Genomic DNA, 21,673 nt, shown 5'->3' with positions numbered 1-21,673 from the left:
GCTGTCAGGCGCGACGCGCCAGCCCCGTGAAATTGAAAATGAAACGCTCGGTGTCCAGGGCCGGCAGCGGCCGCGAGTAGAAATAGCCCTGAATCTGTCGACAACCGTGATCCAGCAAGAAATCCACCTGTTCGCCGGTTTCCGCCCCCTCGGCGATGATCTCAAGCCCCAGGCTTTCTGCCAGTGCGATCACGGCACAGGTGATGGAGATATCCTCCTCGTCATACGGCAGATCGCGCACAAACGACTGGTCGATCTTCAGTTTGGTGATCGGCAGGCGTTTCAGATAGGACAGGGATGAGTAACCGGTACCGAAATCGTCCAGAGCGATACGTATCCCGGCCTGATGGATCTGCTGCAGCACCTTGATAGCCGCTTCCGGCTTGGTCATCAACTGACTTTCGGTTACCTCAATCTCCAGCCATTCGGCACGGAAACCGGTTCCGTCGATCAGCTGCTGCAGGGTGGCGACAAACTCCTCATGCTGGAAGTGGCGCACCGTCAGGTTGACCGACAGTACACCCGGGTTGATGCCCTGGCGGTACCAGTTGGCAAACTGTGTCATGGCCTGGCGGATAATCACCAGGTCCAGCTGGTGGATCAAACCGGTGGCTTCAGCCAGCGGGATGAAGCGGGCGGGTGAAATCATGCCCTGGTCCGGGTGATGCCAGCGTGCCAATGCTTCGAAGCCGATAATGGTGCCACTGGCAGCGTCGATTTGTGGCTGGTAGTAGGGCGTCAGCTCACCATTGCCGAGCGCTGCCCTCAGCTGGGCTTCGAGCGACAGGCGCTCCAGTGCCTGCTGGGTCAGGTTGGTATTGAAATATTGATAGTCATTGCGGCCTTCGCTTTTGGCCTGATACATGGCGGCGTCGGCCTGCATCAGCAGCTCGTTGGCCGTCTGGCCGTAGTCAGGGAAAAGGCTGATGCCGATACTGCAGCTGATGTAGAGTTCGGTTTGCTCGACTTTCAGCGGGCGGCTGATCGCCTGCAGGATTTTGCGGGCGACCTCTGCGGCCTGGTCGGCTTCCTGCAGCCCTTCGAGCAGGATGGTGAACTCGTCACCGCCCTGGCGGGCCAGGGTGTCCTCGGCCCTCAGGGTACGGGTCAGGCGGTTGGTGATGATATTGAGTACCTTGTCACCGGTATTGTGGCCGAGCGAGTCGTTAATGGTCTTGAAGTGGTCCAGATCGACGAACAGCACGGCGACTTTGCTGCGTTGGCGGCTCGCCTGCATGATGGCGTGGTTGAGTCGGTCATTGAACAGCGTACGGTTGGCCAGTCCGGTCAGAGCGTCGTGGTGCGCCATATGATCCAGGGCATCCTTCTGTGCCTGCAGATCAAGTCGTGACTCGCGGATCGAGGTGATCATGGTATTGATACTGTTGGCCAGGGTACGGACTTCCAGTGGCCCCTCCTCGTTGGGCACCATATGAACAGGAATGCCACCCTTGTCCGTATCCCCGATGGTCCTGATCATGGTGTCGATGGGCTTGAGGATGACGCGCCGTGTCATCAGCAGCAGAATCAGTACGATCAGGGTGCAGATGATCAGGGTGTTGACCAATGACTCATGAATGATGGCGGCTAGCTTGGCATCAAGCTCGGCCCCCGATGCATAAAGGCGGACTTGGCCGATCGGCTTGCCGGTTGAACTCAGGATCTCTCGGCTGTCGGAATAGTAGCAGTTGTCGAGATGCTGCCAGTGACTGGTGTTGTCAGCTTCAAAATCCAGTACCTGGTTGGCAGAGGTACGGAACTTGCCGGTGATATAGGCCGGTTCACCGAGGATGCTGCCGAGGTTGTAATCCTTGACCAGTACGGCGCAGTTGGCATTGCGACTGACTTCGTTGGCCAGAATCTTTTCGTACTCGTTGACCGCAAAAGCCTCCATCAGGTCGGCAATGTTTTTTTGCAGTGTAAACAGGCTGCGCGTGGTACGTTCCTGCATCTCCTGGGAGATGCGTTGCTTGGAAATGAAGTAGTCGATCGCGGCACTGCTGGCAACGGTAAGGAACACGGTCGGCAGGATGATGCCGAGCAGCAGCATGAAGATGGTGGGAGAGGTCGGCGACCGTTGCATCAGGGGTTAGCCTCTAGGCCCAGCACATTGCGCCGGATGGTGCTCAGGTTCTGCTCCAGGTTCTCCGCAGAGATGGCCAAGACCGGCAGTTTCTGTTCGTGTGCGATGCTTTCCCCCTGCAGGTGCTGATGCAGGCTCAGGACCGCCTGCTCCCCCATCAGGAAGGGCTGCTGCATGGCGGCACCGACCAGAACGTCCGATGGAATCAGCTGCAGGAACTCGGGCTCGGCATCGAACGTCAGCAGCAGTATTTCGCCCTTGCGGCCGCTGTCCGCTATGGCATCCAGGGCCCCCTGGTAGCGGTCCGAACCTTGCAGCCAGAGTGCGCGCAGATCCGGAATGCTGTCGATCAGCTCGCGGCTGAAGGCATAGGTTTCATCATAGGAAAAGTCGACCTGTTGTCGCATGGCTGCGTTCTGGATGCCGGCTTCATTCAGGGCTCTCATGAAGCCGGCGGTGCGGGCCTGACCGTTCAGACGCTTCTGCGGAATGGCGATGATACCTACCCGTCCCTGTTGCCACCCTTTGCTCTGCAGGGCCTGCGTCAGTACCTTGCCAATCTGGTAGGCACCGGTGTAGTTGTCTGACGAAATGTAGCTGACATAGTCATCCGAGTCGGCGCCAATATCGGCAATTATCACGGGAATACCGGCGCGGCCGGCCAGTTTTATCAGGGTGGCGGCTGCCGAAGAATTGGTGGGCGAGATGATCAGCCCCTTGATCTGCTGCTGAATGGCGGTAGCGACAAATTCGAGCTCGCGGCGGGCGTCGTTATGGGGGCTGTAGATGCTGACGTCGTAGCCGAGTTCCTGTGCCTGTCGGCGAATACCGCTGGCCATGATGTTCCAGAAGGGAATACGAGTATCCGATGCGATATAGGCCAGTCGCGGCTGAGGGGCGTCCTCTGACATCAGCTCCATGGCGCGTGCCGGGACGGTCAGCATGCAGCACAACAGTGCTATCAGGGTGAGAGGCCAGAACAACGCGGAGAGAACTGAAACATCCTTTTGCATAGGGCGCAGGGTCCGTGGGTGTATGTACCTTAATAACGGCTAGAGTACCACTATCCCTGTAGAGTTGAAGTGATAATCCCCAGTCGCTTGCCTGGTATCATGATCCGTTGGTTCGGTGACAGTCCGGTGGCAGTAGGAAACACCTGCTGTCGCTTTCGATAATGTGTCACGGCCCAAGCTCTCAGGTTATCTCTGGAGTGTATCCGGCAGTAACTCTGAAACAGCCACGCGGGTTGGGGCCTACCTTGGCCTGTTTCTCGCTTAGCCGGGAATGACCAGAAAATCCGTGGGTTTCGCGATGGGACTGGAAGAGGCTTTAAAAGATAAAACGAGGAAAATCTGGCTGTGAAGAGCCATAGTTCAGGACGGGACAGCAGAAACAAAAAAGCCCCGCTTTCGCGAGGCTATTTTGAAGAATTTTGGTGCCCAGAGGCGGAATCGAACCACCGACACGGGGATTTTCAATCCCCTGCTCTACCGACTGAGCTATCTGGGCAACGGGGGCGTATTTAATCGGAAAACCTTGGGCTGGTCAAGCACTTGTCGAAATTATTTTTCCGGCGGTACGTAACCTTCGGCCTGGTCGTAATCTTCACCGGAGAGAAACTTCTCCATCTCCTGCTGCAGATACTTGCGGCTTTCCGGATCCATCAGGTTCAGGTGCTTCTCGTTGATCAGCATGGTCTGATGGTCGGTCCACTCCTGCCAGGCTTTCTTGGACACGTTGTCGTAGATCTCCTGGCCCAGCTGGCCCGGGTAGGGTGCGCGTTCCAGTCCTTCCAGTTCCTGTTGGTATTTACGGCAGAAAACGGTGCGGCTCATTGATGATCTCCGAGGTTAGCTGGCATAGCGCTCAAGCAGACGCTTGACCGGGGCCGCCAGGCCAATATTTGCAGGTTGGTCCACGTTATACCAGAGTGCCGGCGCGCCTTCCATGACAGAGTTTGTGGGGTCTTTGACCGCCACACGTGCCGGGGTGATGTCCAGGTGGTAGTGGCTGAAGGTGTGGCGCACGGGTTCCAGTACTTCGGTGGCCGCCTGGTCAATCTCCAGCCCCAGTGCAGCGGGAGCATCGCGCAGGTCAGCCACTTCGGGCAGACTCCAGAGGCCACCCCAGATGCCGCTGGGCGGGCGCTGCAGCAGCAACACCTCGCCGTCTGCGTTGCGAATCAGCAGCATCAGCGTTTGCTTCACCGGCAGGGTTTTCTTTGGTCGCGGTGACGGCAACTGGTCGGTCAGATTCAGGGCGCGGGCTTCACAGTGCTGCTGCAGTGGGCAGAGCAGACAGCTCGGCTTGCTGCGGGTACACAGGGTTGCACCCAGATCCATCATCGCCTGAGTGTAGTCACCCACGCGTTGATGCGGGGTGTTGCGCTCGGCCCAGGCCCAAAGCTCCTTCATTACCGCCGGTGTGCCCGGCCAGCCTTCCACGGCGTAGAAGCGTGCCAGCACCCGCTTGACGTTGCCATCGAGGATAGCGGCGCGGTTGCCGGTGGAGATGGAGACGATGGCACCGGCCGTGGAGCGGCCGATACCGGGCAGGGCTTCCATCTCGTCGACGTTTTGCGGAAACTCGCCACCCAGCTCACGGCTGACAATGCGTGCCGTCTTGTGCAGGTTGCGCGCTCGGGCGTAGTAGCCGAGCCCGGTCCACAGGTGCAGTACCTCGTCCTGCTCGGCGTCCGCCAGGTCATGCACCGTGGGAAAGCGTTCGATAAAACGCTGAAAGTAGGGAATCACCGTTTTCACCTGGGTCTGCTGCAGCATGATCTCCGAGATCCAGGTGAAATAGGCGGTCTTTTCGGCCTGCCATGGCAGGTCGTGGCGGCCGTGCTGGTCAAACCACTCCAGCACGGCGGTGTGGAACTGCTCAGGTGTCATCGGCCGAACAGCCCCTTGAGCACCTGGCCGGCACCTTCCTCGCCCAGTTTTTCCTTCAGTTTTTCTTCGACCTGGCTGCCAACCTTCTCTTCCACCTTGCGCTTGGCTTCGGCCTTGAGCAGGTCGCCGATAAAGCTGGTGTCCAGACGGCACAGCTTGGCCGGTTCGTCGTAGAAACCGCCCTTGCAGTTGACCGGCACCTCGACGCCTTCCAGACGGTTGTTGACCGAGCAGCTTTCGTTGAACAGGTTGCCTTCGAGGGTCATGCCCACGCGGTAATCCAGCGACTGCTGCGGCAGGTTGATGGTGCCCCGGCCGGCCACGCTCATGGCGTCCAGCTTGGCGGTGAGATCGTTGTTGCTGACCACGCCGTTACGCATGTTGAAGCTGGTGTTCAAGTCGGCGAAGGGGGTGGTTTTGTCGACCTGTTCGGCGTTAATCCACAGGGCTGACAGGTTGTTGATGCCCTGGCACATGGACTGAGCGGCATCGATCCCCTTGATCAGGCCCTCGGCCATCTGCACGCTGGCACTGCCGTTGAGCGAGTTGACCCAGGCATGAACCGACTGGCCGCTCATGCTGATGTCGGCACGGCTGTCGAGCTTGCCGGCGACCACATCGGTATCGGCCAGGGTCTGCAGGGCGTTGCCAATCTGTACCCCGGTCACGCGGGGGGCGACACTGATGCGCAGCGGTGCCTTGCGCGCGTCCAGCTGAGCGGTGGTGCTGACCTGGCCGTCAAAGACGCTGGTGTTGAAACGGGTCAGCTTGATCAGGCCGTTGCTGGCCGCAACGCTGAGTCCCGGTTTGTCCAGCTGGATACCGCTGATCTTCAGGCTGTCCAGGTCCAGCTCGGCACTGAGGTTAAGCGCACGCAGCGGCTCCAGCGGGATGATTTCATCCTTGGGCCAGCCCTGAGCCTTGGTGGAAGTTGAACCAGCCTTAGCGGTACCGCCTTCGCTCTTGGCGGCCGCTTCGGCCTTGGGCGGCAGGTAACGGTCGGCATCCAGGGTGTTGCCCTTGAGCTGCAGTGCGATGCGCTGGGAGTCCAGTGCCAGGCTGGCTTCGCCATTGAGCTGAGTATCATCCAGCTGCAGGCTCAGGGGCTTCAGCTGCACGATGCCGGCAGGGCCGCCCAGAGTGGTACTGAAGGCCAGTGCCGTCAGGGCGTTATTGTCGGCCGTTTCCGGTGCACTCTGTCCCAGTGTGGTCAACAGCTGTTTCAGGTTGAAAGTGTTGCTGCTCAGTTGTCCGCTCAGCTGCGGCTGATTGAAGTTGCTCAGGCTGAGTTCACCGTTGAGGGTCAGCGGGTCAGCCTTGATCTGCAGCTTGCGGATATCGATCTGCTGATCGTTGAGGCGGGCATCCAGGTCGGCGGCCAGGGCCAGTTTCAGTGCGGCAGGCAGGCTGGCACCTTCGATCAGGTCCAGGGTGGTGCTCAAACCGGCCAGCTGGTAGCGGTTGGCGGCCAGATCCAGGGTGACCTCGGACTCCAGGTCGACCCGGCTGCTCAGTTGCAGCTGGTCAGCGGCAAACTGGCGCAGTGCGAAGCCCAGCTGCAGCGGGAAGGCGTTGCCGCTGCTGATCTGGCCAGAGGTCAGGTTGAGTTCGCTCAACTCGATGCGGCTGTTGCTGGCCTGATCGGTAAAGGTCAGTGCCGCGTTGCGCACTTTGATCGCTTCGATATCGAGTGCCAGTGCGGCGCCTTTCGGTGCAGAGCCTTCATCGCTGGCAGACGCGGACGGCTGTTCGCTGCCGGCTGCTGATTTCGTGGTCGGGCTCCAGTTGTTGTCGCCCTGGCTGTCCTGGACCAGCGCCAGCGTCAGGCCATCGACCAGCAGGCGGTTCATCTGCAATTCGCCACCGATCAGGGCGGGGATGCTGACCGAGACCTCAGCCCGCGTCAGTTGGCCCAGAGTCGGCTTGTTCGGGTAGCCGACACCGACCCGGTTCAGCTCCAGCGCCAGCCAGGGAAAGAAAGACCAGCCGATATCGCCGTCGATCTGCAGCTCGATGCCGGCCTTGTCCAGAGCGGCATCACGAATTTCATCCTTGTAGTCGTTGGGATCGATCAGTGTGGTGACCGCTGCAACCGCCCCTGCGAGCAGCAGAACGATCACCAGAAGCGCGATGGCTATCAGCTTGATTGCTTTCATAAATTGGCCCTGTAATTTCCCTGGGGTTTAAACTGAGGTTGAGTATAGCGGATCTGCCGGATGCATTGTTATGCCGGCGGATGAACCTGCCGTTACGCCTCAGTTGGATGTATAATGAGCGTTTTCGTAAACCCCAGGCGGAGAGAGAGATGGCCGAGCGTAAAGCCCAGGTAACGCGCAACACGCTGGAAACCCAGATTACTGTTGCCGTAAACCTTGATGGCACCGGGCAGCTGGATGTGGATACCGGTGTACCTTTTCTGGATCACATGCTGGATCAGATCGCCCGACATGGCCTGATCGATCTGGAGATCAGCGCGATCGGCGACCTGCACATCGATGATCACCACACCGTGGAAGACATCGGCATCACACTGGGCCAGGCGTTCAAGCAGGCAGTGGGCGACAAGAAAGGCATCTTCCGCTACGGCCACGCCTATGTGCCGCTGGATGAAGCCTTGTCCCGTGTCGTCATCGATTTCTCCGGCCGTCCGGGTCTGGAGATGGATGTGGAGTTCACCCGGGGCCGTGTCGGCAACTTCGATGTAGATCTGTTTTCCGAGTTCTTCCACGGCTTCGTCAACCACGCCATGGTGTCGCTGCACATCGATAACCTGAAGGGCAAGAACACCCACCATCAGGCCGAGACCATCTTCAAGGCGTTTGGTCGTGCCCTGCGCATGGCGCTGACCGTGGATCAGCGTGCCGCTGACATCATGCCGTCCACCAAGGGGTGCCTCTAAGCCATGAGCAGCATCGCAGTAATCGATTACGGCATGGGCAACCTGCACTCGGTGGCCAAGGCGCTGGAACATGTTCAGCCGGGCGTTGAGGTGCGGGTGACCGCCGATCCCGAGCTGGTGCGCAGCGCCGACCGAGTGCTGCTGCCCGGCGTTGGCGCCATCCGCGACTGCATGGCCGAGATTCGCCGCCTGGGCGTGGATACCGAGGTGCGTGAAGCGATCGCCTCCGGCAAGCCGTTCCTGGGCATCTGTGTCGGCTACCAGGCACTGATGGAGTTCTCCGAGGAGAACAACGGCGTTGATTGCCTCGGTGAATTTGAGGGGCGCGTCAATTTCTTTGGTGATGACCTCAGGGATGCCGACGGCGAGCGCCTGAAAGTACCGCACATGGGCTGGAACCAGGTCTATCGCACCCAGGATCACCCGCTCTGGGCCAACATTGAAGATGGCAGTCGTTTCTACTTCGTACACAGCTACTACGTAAAGGCGAAGCAGAACGAGCTGGTTGCCGCTACCTGCAATTATGGCGTCGATTTCGACGTGGCGATTGCCCGCGATAACGTCTTCGCGGTGCAGTTCCACCCGGAGAAGAGCCAGAAGGTCGGGCTGCAACTGCTGCAGAACTTCCTTAACTGGGATGGCCGTCCCTGACCGCTGAATTCGCACGACAACTTTTGACTGATTATTCTGGATCCGAGCCGATATGCTGATTATTCCCGCGATTGACCTCAAAGATGGTGCCTGTGTTCGTCTGCGTCAGGGCCGTATGGATGACTCCACCGTATTCTCCGACAACCCGGTCGAGATGGCCGCCAAATGGGTTGAAGCTGGCTGCCGTCGTCTGCACCTGGTTGACCTGAACGGCGCTTTTGCCGGTGAACCGGTCAATGGCGAGATTGTCAAAAAGATTGCCGAAGCCTACCCGGATCTGCCGATCCAGATCGGTGGCGGCATCCGCTCCGCCGAGATCATCCAGGCCTACCTGGACGCCGGCGTGCAGTACGTCATCATCGGCACCAAGGCGGTGAAAGACCCGAGCTTTGTCACTGAGATGTGCAAGCAGTTCCCGGGTCACATCATCGTCGGCCTGGACGCCCAGGACGGTTACGTGGCGATCGATGGCTGGGCCGAGATCACCGATATCAAGGCGGTGGAACTGGCCAAGCAGTTCAAGAACGACGGCGTCAGCGCCATCGTTTACACCGATATCAGCCGTGACGGCATGATGCAGGGCGTCAATGTGGAAGCCACCGTAGAACTGGCCCGCGAAGCCGGCATTCCGGTGATCGCCTCCGGTGGCGTGACCAACATCGAAGATATTAAGGCGCTGGCCAAGGTCGCCGATCAGGGCATTCTGGGCGCCATCACCGGCCGTGCCATCTATGAAGGCACCCTGGATGTGGCCGAAGCCCAGACGCTGAGTGACGAGCTGACCGGCAACTGAGAGAGATAGAACCATGGCACTGGCAAAACGCATAATCCCCTGTCTCGACGTGGAAAATGGCCGCGTGGTGAAAGGGGTCCAGTTCGTCGATATCCGTGACGCCGGTGACCCGGTCGAAGTGGCCAAGCGCTACGATGAGCAGGGCGCCGACGAGATCACCTTCCTCGACATCACCGCGACTCATGAAGGCCGCGACACCATGGTGCATACCGTGGAGAAGATGGCGTCCCAGGTATTCATCCCGCTGACTGTGGGCGGCGGCATCCGCACCTGCGAGGATATCCGTACCATGCTCAACGCCGGTGCCGACAAGGTATCGATCAACAGCGCGGCGGTGAAAAATCCGGATTTCGTGCGTGAAGCGGCCGAACGTTTCGGCAGCCAGTGCATCGTGGTGGCGATCGACGCCAAGAAGGTGAGCCAGCCTGGCGAACCGGACCGCTGGGAGATCTTCACCCACGGTGGCCGCAAGCCCACCGGCATCGATGCCGTTGAGTGGGCCAAAAAGATGGTCGATCTGGGCGCTGGCGAGATCCTGCTGACCTCCATGGACCAGGATGGTGTCAAGAACGGCTACGATATCGGCGTTACTCGCGCCATCAGCGAAGCGGTACACGTACCGGTGATCGCGTCGGGTGGTGTGGGTAATCTGGACCACCTGGTGGAAGGCTGTATCGAAGGCAAGGCCGATGCCGTCCTGGCGGCGTCAATCTTCCACTTCAACGAGTACAGCATTCCCCAGGCGAAGGAATACATGCGTCAGCACGGCATCGAAGTGCGCCTTTGATGCCGCCAGAGGCCTGACTCAGAATTCGTAGCTGAGTCCGGCCTCGTATTTCATCTCGCCCCGGTCGGGGCCATTCAGATCACGTTCGATCTTGAACTCGAACTCGAATCCTGGCATCGGTGTTTCATATTCCAGTGCTACCCGGCCCTGCCAGCGCTCCTCGTCTTCCCATTGCCAATGCCCGGTTGCCAAGTCCCGTTCCGCCTTGTCCTCGCGCTGCCAGGTCGGGCCGGCTGTGACTTCCCAGCCGTCGAAGGGCGGAATCCAGCTCAGCCAGAGGCTGGCTTCATACTGCAGCTCCTGCTCGGCGGCTTCATCCCGCTCACGGGCAGAGTCGTCCCACTGGCGGTAGTATTCGTGTTTCACCTCCAGTCGCGGCAGTACAAAGAGGCTGCTGATGGCTGTCATGTACTCGCCCTGCAGACGCAGTTTGCTTTTGTAGCCACTGCCTCGGCCTGAGCGAGGCTTGGCATCCTCGGCCAGACTGGTGGCCTTGTATTCGATATCAACGAAGCGGTCGTGGTAGCCGTTCAGCCGCCAGTGATAGCCGCCCAGCCCTGAGCCGAGTTCATATTGGAAACCCAGGCCGAGGATCGGCGTGTTCTGCCACTCGGTGCGGCTTTTGTCCTTTTTCAGCGAGCCGTCTTCGCGGTATTCGCGCTTGCTGTCCCGGGTACGCTCGTACTGCATGCCCAGGCGGGCCTGTAATTCGATGCGGTCATTCAACGGCTGGTTGATCAGCAGCAGGGTGCGGTTCTCGTAGCCGGTCTTGCGCCGCCGCACTTGCTTATCGAACCGACCATCATCCTTGTATTGAATGCTGTCGCTTAGCGGGCTGCGGCTATATTCGAGGTCACTCTTCAGCTCCAGCTCTACGGCGTGCAGGGGCGCTGTCAGCGCTAGGCTCAGCAGTGGCAGCCAATGCTTCATTGTCTTGCTCCAGTAATTGTTGAAGGGCTTCCAGCGACATGGGGCGGTACAGGCCGAACCCCTGACCCAGGCAGGGGCCAAGGCGTGTGAGGCAGTCGCGCTGATCCTGGGTCTCGATGCCTTCGGCCACGACCAGAAGATTCATCGACTCCGCCAGCGTCATGATGGTGGCCACCAGCGAGTTGCTGCTGCCGGGCTTGAGTTCGCTGATAAAGCTGCGATCGATCTTGAGCCCGTCAATCGGCAATTGATGCAGGTAGCTCAGGGACGAGTAGCCGGTGCCGAAATCGTCGATCCAGATGCTCATGCCAACCGCTTTCCATTGCTCCAGTGTCTGGCGGCAGTCTTCCAGATGACGAATCATGCTGGTTTCGGTCAGTTCTATACTGAGACTCCGGTCGGGAACCTGCTCATTGTGGGTCAGCTCGGTCAGGAAGTCGCGCGTACTGTTCTGATGCAGGGCGGCGCCAGAAATATTGATGGAAACCACGAAGCCCGGCTTCAATTGCTGCAGTTTGAGCAGGTCTTGCACCGCTTGACGCGCCACCCATTCGGTGACAGGGCCGATCAGGTCGGAGTCCTCGATGGTCGGGATGAACAGTCCGGGCGAGATCAGACCGCGCTCGGGATGGTGCCAGCGCAGCAGGGCCTCGGCGCCGCGGATACTGCCATCGGCGAGGCTCAGCACCGGTTGGTATTCGAGCTGGAAATGGCCCTGTTCCAGTGCCGTGCGTACCCCCTGTAGTACTTCAATGCGCTGATGCAGCTGCTGATTCATCTGTGGCGAGAAGAATGCATATTGATTGCGGCCGCTCTGCTTGGCTGCGTACATGGCGATATCGGCGTGCTTGAGCACTTCACTGCTGGTGATGCCATCATCCGGATAGATGGTGATGCCGATGCTACTCGAGATACGGAAGTAGCGGCCGTCAATCAGGAAGGGCTCGTCCAGTACTTCGGCGATGCGCCGGGCCAGTTCCGCGGCCTGCTCATCATCTCCTAGGGCGGGATACAGTGTGACGAACTCGTCACCACCTAGCCGCGCCAGCAAAACGTCATCCTGGTCAGGTGCCGACAGTTCCAGCTCCAGTAGCAGATTGCGCAGGCGGGCGGCGGCTTCGAATAGCAACAGGTCGCCCATCTCGTGGCCGGCGGTGTCATTGACCTCCTTGAAGTGGTCGAGATCGATGAACAGGACTCCCAGTCGCTGTTTTCGCTGCTGAGCATGGTCCAACAGGCTGTCCAGTGATTGCTGGAACCAGTGCCGGTTGGGCAGCTGGGTCAGGTTGTCGAGGTAGGCCAGCTGGTTGGTTTGATGATGGCTTTGTTCCAGACTACGCCGCATCTGCTCCAGAGCCCGTCCCAGTTGCCCAATCTCGTCCCGCTGTGCGATGTCGAAACAGACACTGCGATCACCGTCGCCGTACCTCAGGCTCTTGTCGGCCAGCTGCTGCAGTGGCTTGAAAAGATGGTGACAGAAGCGGTAGACGATCCAGAGGGTGACCAGCAGGAGCAGCAATGTGACCAGTACAAGGCGGGTCAGTACCTGCTTTTCCTTGGCCTGAGCGGCGGTTTGAAGTTGTTCATTATATATCGCCAGTCGCTGCAGGGAGTCGGAAAAATCGACGGTCAGTGCCAGGTAACCGGCAATATGACCGGCGGTGCTGACCGGCTGCAGCAGGTGAAGCTGGTTGTCGCGCCAGAGAATCCGCGGTTCAGGGCCCGGCGTCAGTGGCACCAGTGTTTCCAACGGCAGGCCGAATTCCGGGATGGTTTCACTGCCATCGTGCAGCAGAGTGCCCTGAGCGTTGAACAGGTATGCATGCTGGAGGCCGCGGTTGCGCCTGATCTGCGCAAGTTGAGAGCCGATTTCACTCAGGTCCAGGTGGTAGAGAGGAATGTCCAGCTGTGAGGCCAGAGCCTGGCTCAGCAGACGAGTATCCCGTTCCAGCTGGGCTTTCAACGCGTTACCCAGATGTGTATTGCCGCTGTCGATGGAAAAGCGGCTGTATTGCTGAAAACTGTTGGCCAGCAGGGTGAAATGGGCAGCGGACAGAATCATGATCAGGACGGCAAAGCCGCCAGTCAGTCGCCGGCTCAGAGAACTCTTGATACGTGACCTCATGGCAGTATTTCGACCTCGAGAGATTGCAGCAGCTGCAGGTCATCTGCTTCGAGTCGAGTGATTCGGCTGGTCTGCTCGTAGCGCTGCAACAGGGACTTGTCCTGTTCCGGGTGCATCGCCAGCAATGCTTGCGTCAGTGCCTCACGGGCCCCGGGTTCAAGGTTGGGAGTCACCATTTCAAAAGCCCGAGGATAGGGGGCCGAGCGGTGGATGATGCGCATCTTCTGTAGCAGTTCGGCAGGGAGGCGGCCAGGGGTGGTCCAGTCGCCGTCATTGAGTGCGCCAGCGGCAGCGATTCCCTTGTCGACCCAAAGCAGGTTATTACGCTCGTTGCGGCTGAACGCATAACCGACCTTATCGGCGGGGACGGTCTGTCGCGGAGTCTCCAGCGGGCTTGTGGCCAGGCCGTGCTGGTGCAGTGCTGTCAGAGGCAGGAAGTAACTGCTGAACGAGTTGGGGTGCTCAAACGCGATCACCCGGCCTGTCAGGTCCTGAAGACTTTGCACCGGGCTGTCTGCCGGCACATAGATCAGGCTTTGATAGGTGTGTTGACCGCGCTTCCATTTTCGTGCGATCGGCGTAGCCAGCTGGTGCTGATAGAGCCGGGCGGCGCTCAGAGGGGTTTCGGTAATCCAGTGCACTTGGCCTTTGCGAATGGCCGTCTCGAGCTGGCTCAGGTCGGGATAGATCTTGACGCTGGCACTGTCGTAGCCGAACGGCGCCAGCGCCTCAACGATATGCTCAGCCATGGGGCGCAGCTGACGAAAGTCTTTCTTCGGACGGTCACTGATCTGTGCCAGCACCAGCGTCTTGGCGCTGACCGAACCACCGGTGAGCAGCAGACACCAGGCTAGCAACAAGGCGGATAGGGGACCGAATAACGAAGATCTGACCATTTGAAGAGCCGATATTGATGTGGAATAGGCTCAAAATCCTACGTTAGATGTAGGGGTAATGCCAGAGTTCGGCAGTTCTATATTCAGTCGGGTCTCAGGCGCATAAAGCGGGCAAAGCGAGGCTTTCCATGGCGAGTCAGACCGTTATAGCGGAATGTCAGGGTGCTGCCGATCGCTGGTGGATTGGCTCGCTCGGCATCGCTGAAACCGGTGCCTAGCCGAAAGCGGGTGCCGTCCTGTTGCTGCACCAGCAGTGAGCCCATTTTGCCGGAGTATTTGCCCTTGCCGGGGAGGTGGGCGATGACGATAGCCTCTGCATCCTGAAATGGCTTAAGTTTGCGCAGGTCTAAAGTGCGCTTGAGCTGGTAGAGAGCGTCGGCACGATGCAGCATCAAGCCTTCGCCGTTCTGGTTGATCACTTGAGTGAACAGTTGCTCCAGAGCCTCGGGTGTGGTGCCTCGGTGCTGGGCAACCAGCTGAAGGTTGGCAGCAGTCGAGGCAATGAGCAGCTGTCGCAACTGTTCATGACGTTGCGCAAAGGTGCCGGGCCACTGTGGCAGGTCGAACAGCATGAAACGTACCTGTTGCCACTCCTGCTGACTGGCGGAATGGCTGCGGATCAGTGCCGAAAGCGGCTCGAAAGCGCCGTAACCGATCCAGAGCTCGCCTTCCAGGTGCTGCTTGGGCCAGTCGTGGGTGAAGCTATCGGGAAGGTTGATCGGATAGCCGCTGCGGGTCAGCAGCTGCTCGCCGTCCCAGTAGGCGCGTACACCATCATATTTTTCGCTGACCAGCCAGTTGGCAAGATCGCTGGGTAGAGACAGGTCTCCGCCTATTTCAACGCCTTGCATGAACGTGTGAGCGGGTGAAGCAGCTGCCGGCAGGCCTAGCCCGAGCAGCAGTAACAGCGGGGTATGCTTGAACATGGCATTCCTCCTTGAATACCCTGAGCCGACCTTATCCCTGGTCGGCGGCAATAAAAAAGGCTGCCGAAGCAGCCTCTTGTCGTCATGCGGTCAAATCAGTTGCCCAGCATGTGTTCGATTGCGCCCTTGATCTCGTCGTCGGAGCAGTCGGCGCAGGTGCCGCGCGGCGGCATGGCGTTGAAGCCGTTCAGGGCGTGAGTCAGCAGGGTTTCCATGCCTTTCTCGTCCAGGCGCAGCTGCATTTCGTTGGTGCCGAACTTGGGAGCACCCAGAACGCCGCTGCCGTGGCAGGCAGCACACTTGCCAGTGTAGATCTCTTCACCGGAGCGAGCACCACCGGTGCTGGCAGCCGCTGCAGCGGCAGCACCACCACAGTTTTCATCACCTTGAACACAGACAGAGCCAACCGGCTTGATGCGTTCGATGATCGCTTCGTCGGTTGCAGCCTGAACGGAGGCGGTCAGCGCCATGCCCAGACCGAATGCGCAGAGTGCAGATGCAGCTTTGGCAGCAAATTTTTTCACAGTCACGACCTCATCACTTGAGTAAGTTGTCGGAGCAGTGATGCCTGGCTGAAGGCCTTGGAGTGCCTATGGCTGGGACCTGATGCAGACATGACTGCGCTCACAAAATCTGGCCAAGGATTATACCGGCAAAAATCCCATACGGAAATTGAGTTGATGCAAAGACGCGGCTTTTTGACAAAATCCCGGGTTAATTCTTGCCATTTGGGCGCTGATACGAGCGGAAACCGCGAATGGTTCCTGTGCCTGGGTAGTCTGGTGGCATCTGTACCCGGGTGGATTTTTCGGTCTGATTTCGGCTGGTGTGGCCGTCTTGCAAAGGCATTTCATTGTCGTGCACACTCATTTTGAAATACCCGTCAACGCCATACCGAACATCTCCAGCTGCACTAAAATCGATACTTCAATCTGAGGAAGGAGTTTTCCCTTGGCCGGAACCAACCTGCTTGCCCTGATCGATGATATTGCGACTCTGCTCGATGACATCGCGCTGCTGTCCAAGGTTGCGGCGAAGAAAACCGCGGGTGTCCTTGGCGACGATCTGGCGTTGAATGCCGAGCAGGTCAGCGGGGTCAAGGCGGACCGTGAACTACCTGTGGTCTGGGCCGTGTTCAAGGGTTCGATCATCAATAAACTGATCCTGGTGCCGGCCGCGTTGCTGATTGCCGCCGTGGCCCCCTGGCTGATTACGCCACTGCTGATGGTCGGCGGCGCCTACCTCTGCTTCGAAGGATTCGAGAAAGTCCTGCATACCCTGAAGCGGAACCCTGAGGCGCGGCGCAAGGAGCTGGAAGCCGTGGCCGACCCGACACTGGACCTGGTGGCCTACGAGCGCAAGAAGATAAAGGGTGCCATCCGGACCGACTTTATCCTGTCGGCCGAGATCGTAGTGATCGCGCTGGGCACGGTGCAGGCGGCTGCCTTTGGCATTCAGGTGGCCGTGGTATCGGCCATCGCACTGGCGATGACGGCGGGGGTCTATGCGCTGGTTGCCGCTATCGTCAAACTGGATGACGCCGGGCTTTATCTGGTGGAGAGCCAAAAAGCCGAGGCATTGGGACATTTTCTGCTGCGTCTGGCGCCCCGGCTGATGAAGATGCTATCGGTGGTGGGGACCGCAGCCATGTTTCTGGTTGGTGGCGGCATCCTGATGCACGGCATTCCCGGCTCCCATGAGTTTTTGCATCATCTGGAAATAGCCAGGGATGGTCTGCCGGCGCTCGGCGTGATCGTCAATGGTGTGTTGCCCACGCTGATCAACGCGGCGGCTGGCGTGATTGTCGGTGGGGCGCTGTTCCTGATCGTGGAATACCTGATTCATCCGCTGCTGCAGCGGTCGTCCTGAGGGCAGGGATAATTCACTTGGCAAACGGGTGGTGGATCCGTACTATATGCCCCGCAAACACTTCCATTGTGCGCCTGTAGCTCAGCTGGATAGAGTAGCAGGTTCCGATCCTGTTGGTCGGGGGTTCGAATCCCTCCAGGCGCGCCATTTTTTGTTTTTCCTCGCTGTAAAAAGAATTTCACCGAAACCGAGACATACCTGCAGACAGCCCCGCCATTTCTGCTGTTTCCCTGCATCTTTTATATTTATCGGATGTGCAGATCATCCAGACGGGCTCCACTGCCGTCCAGAGTTTCGGGCAGACTATGACTGTATTAGCGGTGGAATTCAGACCATGTGGGTCGGAGAGAGTCAGTGCGGAATTTTAGCCGCAGCATGCCTGTATTCAGCCAGCGTCGCGCCGATTTTGATTAAGCTCCGGGCCAGTTCTCGCGACAGGTTCATCATCAGCACGCCAAAGTCCAGTGGATAGGCGCAGTGCAAGGCGTAGAAATGATCACTGTCGACCTCCAGAACCAGAGCGTCGGAGGAAGCAACCGCTGTGCCCAGGCGTGATGTCAATGCAATCAGGCTGACAAAGCCGATCTCCTGGCCAACATGGTAATCACAAATATGTTCGGGTTGGCCATCATTTTGACGGTAGTAGCTCACTGAGCCCTGCAGAATGACGAAGAAAGAGTCGCCACGTTCACCTGGCTTGAACAGGAAGTCACCATCACTCAGCCTGAAAACCCGTCCCTGAATCATCAGTTGCCTGATGGCGGGCTCTGACAGTGCGCCAAAAGTCGAGGCGCTTTTCAGAAAGTCCATGCCCAGTTCCTGCAGTAAGGTTTCACCACTCAACTCTTGCATGACAGCCGCTCTCTTACGGGTATTGAAACGAGAAAGTTTGGTCAGGCCAATCATGCTGATTATGGACCAAAGGCGGCTGAATTGCCCTTTGATGCTACCAACCCTGCGGCTAGGGCATGTTGTCACCTGCTGGGCACCAGGCCATGGCTGAGATCAGTTGAGCCCTTCCCGGCTGTCAAGGAATCGCAATACTTGGTCGATATCCTCCACTCCCTGCGCCTGATTATTTATGACTGGAGGAATATCCGATGCGAGTACTCAAGACTTTCATGCTGGGTGGTTTGGTTGCGGCACTGACCGCCTGTACTACGGGCACCAAGAACGAGCCGGTAGCGGCTGCAGATCTGAATAACGAAGACCTGTACGAAGTGCATCACGATGGTCGTATCCATGTGTTTGATGACCAGGCGACCTATCAGCAGTTTCTTGAGGTGGGTGAAACCTCTTTCCGCCAGACCTTCATCGGTGCAGGGCCCAAGGGCGAAACTCTGGTGTTCGGCGTAACCGGTGCCGACAAGAAAAAGAAAGTTGATCAGGTAGCGGGTTACAACCTCTACCACGGCACCCTGCCGGCAGCCGGCACCTTCTACGGCGAGATGCGCATGGAAGGCCGTATCTACGTGTTCGATCGCATCGAAGATATGGAAGCCGTACGCACCACTGGTGAAGCGCCGCTGCGTTACACCGAAATCGGTGCCGGTCCCAAGGGTGAAACCCTGGTCTTCGTGCTGCGCAGCGACAATAAAAAGCAGAAGCCGGTTGAGTTGATGGCCGCCTTCAAGCAGCACAACTCCTGATAGCTGTTTACCCCAGTCCTTCAGGGACTGGGGTCAGTCAGCCCCATGCCAGCATACGGGACTGGCGTGGGGCTGGTGTGGAGGGCCGGAATCAGCGATCCCCGCCGATCATGCGGCCGATACCGCCGAGTACCGAGCCTTCGCCCTGGTCCTTGCCGCCATTGGCGGGTGCATGGGCCAGAATGCGGTCGGCCATGCGCGAGAACGGCAGGCTCTGCAGCCAGACGGTGCCGGTACCGGAAAGTGATGCCAGGAACAGGCCTTCACCACCGAATACCATCGACTTGAGGCCGCCGGCACGCTGGATGTCGTAGTCGATCCCTTCAGTAAAGCCGACCAGGCAGCCGGTATCGACCCTCAGGGTCTCGCCGTTCAGTTCCTTTTTCACCACGGTGCCACCGGCCTGGATGAACGCCATGCCGTCCCCTTCCAGTTTCTGCAGGATGAAACCTTCGCCACCGAAGAAGCCGGCGCCGAGGCGACGGTTGAAGCTGATGCTGACCTTGGTTCCCAGGGCGGCGCAGAGGAAGGCATCCTTCTGACAGATGACTTTCTCGCCCAGTTCGGCCATGTTCAATGGCACGATGTTGCCCGGGTAGGGGGCAGCAAAGGCGACGCGACGCTTGCCGCTGCCGTTGTTGCTGAAATGGGTGGTGAAGATCGATTCGCCGGTGAACACTCGTTTGCCGGCGGAGAACAGCTTGCCCATCAGGCCTTCGTCGGGGTTGGAGCCATCGCCCATGCGGGTATCGAAGCTGATATCCTCTTCCATGTAGGTCATGGCGCCGGCTTCGGCGATGACGGTTTCGCCCGGGTCCAGTTCAACCTCGACCAGTTGCATTTCCGAGCCGAGAATTTCGTAATCCAGTTCGTGGCAGCGCATTATGCGGTTCTCCTTTGTGAGTGCCTGTCCCGGTCCGAGTATACCCCGAGTGCTCAGGTTGCACGGCCAGGAAGCGAAACAAATCGGTGTACAACCAAGTCTGTTAGGATTCCGAGGGAGCCGATATACTGCCGGAAGTAATTCAAACAAATGTACATCCAGCAACCGCGAAAGGAGTCCGCAGTGGCATCGACCGGCTCTCAAATGATGGCAGAGGAACATCAGCTTCAGGTCTTGATGGCGCGCCAGCCTGTATACACTAAAAGCCAGGATGTGGTGGCTTTCGAGCTGCTGTTTCGTGATAACGAGGGGCGTTTTGTCGAAGGGCTCAAGGATGATGAAGCGACCCTGGGGGTGTTGTTGGGGACCTATTCCAGCATCACCAAAAAAGGTGTGGTGAAATCGCTGCCATGCTTCCTCAAGGTGACTGACAGCTTTCTGCTCAACAACGATCTGCCGGAATTGCCGCGGCAGAACTTCGTGCTGGAGCTGCTGGGCCACTCCAATATCACGCCGGAGCTGATTGCTCGGGTCAAGGACCTGGCGCGCCAGGGCTACCGTCTGGCACTGGCCGACTATGACCCCCGTGATCCCAAGTTTGCGCCGTTACTGAATATCGTTCATGTACTCAAGCTGGATATCCAGCTGCTGGGCCTGGATAACATACCACCGCTGCTGCAGCAGCTGAGGACCTATCAGCTGGAGCTGCTGGCCGACAAGGTGGAAACTCAGGAAGAGTTCCGTCGCTGTCTGGAAATGGGTTTTGGCCTCTACATGGGCTACTTCCTCAGCAAGCCGGAAGCGGTCAAGGGCAAGAAGATCACCGGCAACAAGGTCGTTCTGCTGCAGATTCTGACTGAATTGCAGCGGCCAAATGCGACGGCGCAGTCGATCGAACAGATTGCGCTGCAGGATCCGGCACTGACCTACCGTATTCTGCGTGTGGTCAACTCGGCAGCCTTCAATCTGAAACGTGAGATCAGTTCTCTGGCGCATGCGATTACGCTGCTGGGTATCGACCAGATCAAGCGCTGGGTGCTGCTGTTTCTCAGCGCTGCCGACAAGGACAAGCCGGATGAGCTGACCCGCAACATGCTGACCCGTGGTCGCATGTGTGAGCTGTTGGCCGAGATGATGGGCCGCGATGAACCGATCAACCACTTTATTGTGGGGCTGCTGTCGCAGCTGGATGTGCTGCTCGATATGGAGATGGCCGACCTGCTGGAGCAGGTACCGCTGCAACAGGATATGAAGACAGCGCTGATCGAGCGCAGCGGTTCCTATGGTGAACTTCTGCGTCAGGCCGAATATTACGAACGTGGTGAGTTCGATCAGCTCAGCCGTGCCCTGGACCGCCCCTTCTATGAAGTGGCTTACCGCCATAGTCTGAACTGGTCACAGCAGGTATTGCGGGCGATGCAGGGCAGCTGATGCCCGTGTCGCTCCTGAATATGTTGCCTCCGGACCTGTTGCCGCTGGATGCGCTATTGCTGGTGCTGACCGCCGGCTTCACCTCGCTGATGACGGCTACACTGGGGATCGGGGGGGGTGTGTTGCTGCTGGTGATCATGGCCCAGCTGGTGCCAATCGCCGCACTGATTCCCGTACATGGCCTGGTACAACTGGGCTCCAATGCCAATCGTGCCATCATGACCCGCCAGCATATCGACTGGTCACTGAGTCGTCGTTTTTTGATCGGGGCTGCCATTGGGGCCGGGGTGGCGTCGCTGCTGGTGGTGCAGTTGCCGCTGGAGGTCATTCAGCTGGCGGTGGGCGGATTCATCCTGTGGATGATCTGGGGACCCAAACCGGCGGCCCAGGTTCTGACCCCGCTGAAAACCCTCTTTGCCGGTGGCCTGACCACCTTCTTCTCGATGTTTGTCGGTGCTACCGGGCCGCTGGTGGCGGCGTTTGTTCACCGTCACAGCCACGACAAGATGCAGACGGTGGCCACCTTCGCTGCCACCATGACCGGTCAGCACCTGCTCAAGGGCGTTGTATTCTCGGTGGTGGGTTTCTCCTTCGCCGACTGGTTGCCACTGATTGTGACGATGGTCCTCAGCGGCATGCTCGGTACCTGGGTCGGGCTGAACCTGCTGCACAAGGTGTCGTCGGTCTGGTTCAACCGGCTGTTCCGCATTGTGGTGACACTGCTGGCGCTGCGGCTATTGTGGCAGGCCGGCGAGACTTTACTGCCCCGCCTGCTCGGTTAGTGCAAAACCTATCTACGTTGCCGGATACGGCGTTAACAACAGGCTTAAAATGCTCAGTTAGTTCACTAAACTGCG

The 21,673-nt window shown here is 58.7% G+C and carries 20 protein-coding genes and 2 tRNA genes; 9 read left to right on the top strand and 13 right to left on the bottom strand.

The features are described from left to right. Positions 1-4: 4 nt before the first annotated feature. From ABD013_RS16650 to ABD013_RS16625, 6 genes are all read right to left on the bottom strand, one after another. Positions 5-2,083: a putative bifunctional diguanylate cyclase/phosphodiesterase gene (locus tag ABD013_RS16650; protein ID WP_343808590.1), complete on the bottom strand. Its 2,079-nt coding sequence runs from the start codon at positions 2,081-2,083 to the stop codon at positions 5-7. Next, positions 2,083-3,096: a substrate-binding domain-containing protein gene (locus tag ABD013_RS16645; RefSeq protein ID WP_343808587.1), complete on the bottom strand. Its 1,014-nt coding sequence runs from the start codon at positions 3,094-3,096 to the stop codon at positions 2,083-2,085. The genes ABD013_RS16650 and ABD013_RS16645 overlap by 1 nt, the downstream gene beginning before the upstream one ends. A gap of 420 nt (positions 3,097-3,516) precedes the next feature. Beyond that, positions 3,517-3,592 (bottom strand) — tRNA-Phe (locus tag ABD013_RS16640). Between the two features lie 53 nt (positions 3,593-3,645). Continuing rightward, positions 3,646-3,918, bottom strand: coding sequence for an oxidative damage protection protein (locus tag ABD013_RS16635; protein WP_343808584.1), 273 nt, complete (start codon positions 3,916-3,918; stop codon positions 3,646-3,648). Between the two features lie 15 nt (positions 3,919-3,933). Next, positions 3,934-4,977 (bottom strand): A/G-specific adenine glycosylase, encoded by a 1,044-nt coding sequence (mutY, locus tag ABD013_RS16630; RefSeq protein WP_343808581.1) that lies wholly within the window; start codon positions 4,975-4,977, stop codon positions 3,934-3,936. Continuing rightward, complete coding sequence (locus tag ABD013_RS16625) at positions 4,974-7,133, bottom strand: AsmA family protein (protein ID WP_343808578.1); 2,160 nt, start codon at positions 7,131-7,133, stop codon at positions 4,974-4,976. Before ABD013_RS16625 ends, mutY begins: the two co-directional genes overlap by 4 nt. A gap of 149 nt (positions 7,134-7,282) precedes the next feature. On the opposite strand from ABD013_RS16625, the gene hisB reads away from it, so the two are divergent. From hisB to hisF, 4 genes are read left to right on the top strand one after another with little or no spacing between them, the layout of a single operon-like run. Next, the gene (hisB, locus tag ABD013_RS16620; RefSeq protein ID WP_343808575.1) at positions 7,283-7,876 is read left to right on the top strand and encodes an imidazoleglycerol-phosphate dehydratase HisB; all 594 of its coding nucleotides are present in this window, start codon (positions 7,283-7,285) and stop codon (positions 7,874-7,876) included. A 3-nt stretch (positions 7,877-7,879) separates the two neighbouring features. Beyond that, a complete protein-coding gene (gene hisH / locus ABD013_RS16615; RefSeq protein WP_343808573.1) occupies positions 7,880-8,527 on the top strand; it encodes an imidazole glycerol phosphate synthase subunit HisH in 648 nt (215 codons plus the stop codon). A 52-nt stretch (positions 8,528-8,579) separates the two neighbouring features. After that, on the top strand, positions 8,580-9,320 hold the full coding sequence (hisA, locus tag ABD013_RS16610) for a 1-(5-phosphoribosyl)-5-[(5-phosphoribosylamino)methylideneamino]imidazole-4-carboxamide isomerase (protein ID WP_343808570.1): 741 nt from the start codon (positions 8,580-8,582) through the stop codon (positions 9,318-9,320). Positions 9,321-9,333: 13 nt separating this feature from the next. Continuing rightward, on the top strand, positions 9,334-10,107 hold the full coding sequence (gene hisF / locus ABD013_RS16605) for an imidazole glycerol phosphate synthase subunit HisF (protein WP_343808567.1): 774 nt from the start codon (positions 9,334-9,336) through the stop codon (positions 10,105-10,107). A gap of 18 nt (positions 10,108-10,125) precedes the next feature. On the opposite strand, the gene ABD013_RS16600 is transcribed toward hisF, so the two are convergent. The 5 genes from ABD013_RS16600 to ABD013_RS16580 form a co-directional block, all read right to left on the bottom strand. Beyond that, the gene (locus tag ABD013_RS16600) at positions 10,126-11,037 is read right to left on the bottom strand and encodes a hypothetical protein (RefSeq protein ID WP_343808564.1); all 912 of its coding nucleotides are present in this window, start codon (positions 11,035-11,037) and stop codon (positions 10,126-10,128) included. Then, positions 10,961-13,162, bottom strand: coding sequence for a putative bifunctional diguanylate cyclase/phosphodiesterase (locus ABD013_RS16595; protein WP_343808561.1), 2,202 nt, complete (start codon positions 13,160-13,162; stop codon positions 10,961-10,963). The genes ABD013_RS16600 and ABD013_RS16595 overlap by 77 nt, the downstream gene beginning before the upstream one ends. Further along, a complete protein-coding gene (locus ABD013_RS16590) occupies positions 13,159-14,022 on the bottom strand; it encodes a phosphate/phosphite/phosphonate ABC transporter substrate-binding protein (RefSeq protein WP_343808558.1) in 864 nt (287 codons plus the stop codon). The genes ABD013_RS16595 and ABD013_RS16590 overlap by 4 nt, the downstream gene beginning before the upstream one ends. Positions 14,023-14,141: 119 nt before the next feature. Continuing rightward, a complete protein-coding gene (locus ABD013_RS16585; protein WP_343808555.1) occupies positions 14,142-14,984 on the bottom strand; it encodes a DNA ligase in 843 nt (280 codons plus the stop codon). A gap of 95 nt (positions 14,985-15,079) precedes the next feature. After that, positions 15,080-15,508 carry a c-type cytochrome gene (locus tag ABD013_RS16580; RefSeq protein ID WP_343808553.1) on the bottom strand — a complete coding sequence of 143 codons (429 nt, stop codon included), beginning with the start codon at positions 15,506-15,508 and terminating at the stop codon, positions 15,080-15,082. Positions 15,509-15,935: 427 nt separating this feature from the next. Between ABD013_RS16580 and ABD013_RS16575 the strand changes: the two genes are divergently transcribed. Further along, positions 15,936-16,853, top strand: coding sequence for a DUF808 domain-containing protein (locus tag ABD013_RS16575; protein ID WP_343808550.1), 918 nt, complete (start codon positions 15,936-15,938; stop codon positions 16,851-16,853). Between the two features lie 70 nt (positions 16,854-16,923). Further along, positions 16,924-17,000, top strand: a tRNA-Arg gene (locus ABD013_RS16570). A 204-nt stretch (positions 17,001-17,204) separates the two neighbouring features. On the opposite strand, the gene ABD013_RS16565 is transcribed toward ABD013_RS16570, so the two are convergent. Further along, on the bottom strand, positions 17,205-17,705 hold the full coding sequence (locus ABD013_RS16565; protein WP_343808547.1) for a cyclic nucleotide-binding domain-containing protein: 501 nt from the start codon (positions 17,703-17,705) through the stop codon (positions 17,205-17,207). A gap of 248 nt (positions 17,706-17,953) precedes the next feature. Between ABD013_RS16565 and ABD013_RS16560 the strand changes: the two genes are divergently transcribed. Continuing rightward, complete coding sequence (locus ABD013_RS16560) at positions 17,954-18,502, top strand: hypothetical protein (protein ID WP_343808544.1); 549 nt, start codon at positions 17,954-17,956, stop codon at positions 18,500-18,502. 91 nt (positions 18,503-18,593) lie between these two features. Here the strand turns inward: ABD013_RS16560 and ABD013_RS16555 are convergent, their stop codons facing one another. Continuing rightward, on the bottom strand, positions 18,594-19,385 hold the full coding sequence (locus ABD013_RS16555; protein WP_343808541.1) for a TIGR00266 family protein: 792 nt from the start codon (positions 19,383-19,385) through the stop codon (positions 18,594-18,596). A gap of 183 nt (positions 19,386-19,568) precedes the next feature. Between ABD013_RS16555 and ABD013_RS16550 the strand changes: the two genes are divergently transcribed. Next, positions 19,569-20,816 (top strand): EAL and HDOD domain-containing protein, encoded by a 1,248-nt coding sequence (locus tag ABD013_RS16550; RefSeq protein ID WP_343808539.1) that lies wholly within the window; start codon positions 19,569-19,571, stop codon positions 20,814-20,816. 5 nt (positions 20,817-20,821) lie between these two features. Beyond that, the gene (locus ABD013_RS16545) at positions 20,822-21,598 is read left to right on the top strand and encodes a sulfite exporter TauE/SafE family protein (RefSeq protein WP_425543421.1); all 777 of its coding nucleotides are present in this window, start codon (positions 20,822-20,824) and stop codon (positions 21,596-21,598) included. Positions 21,599-21,673: the final 75 nt, after the last annotated feature.

It is taken from the genome of Marinobacterium maritimum (genome assembly GCF_039523155.1).
In the GTDB taxonomy this organism is placed as follows: Bacteria; Pseudomonadota; Gammaproteobacteria; order Pseudomonadales; family Balneatricaceae; genus Marinobacterium; species Marinobacterium maritimum.
This window is presented reverse-complemented; position numbering and strand designations above follow the sequence as displayed.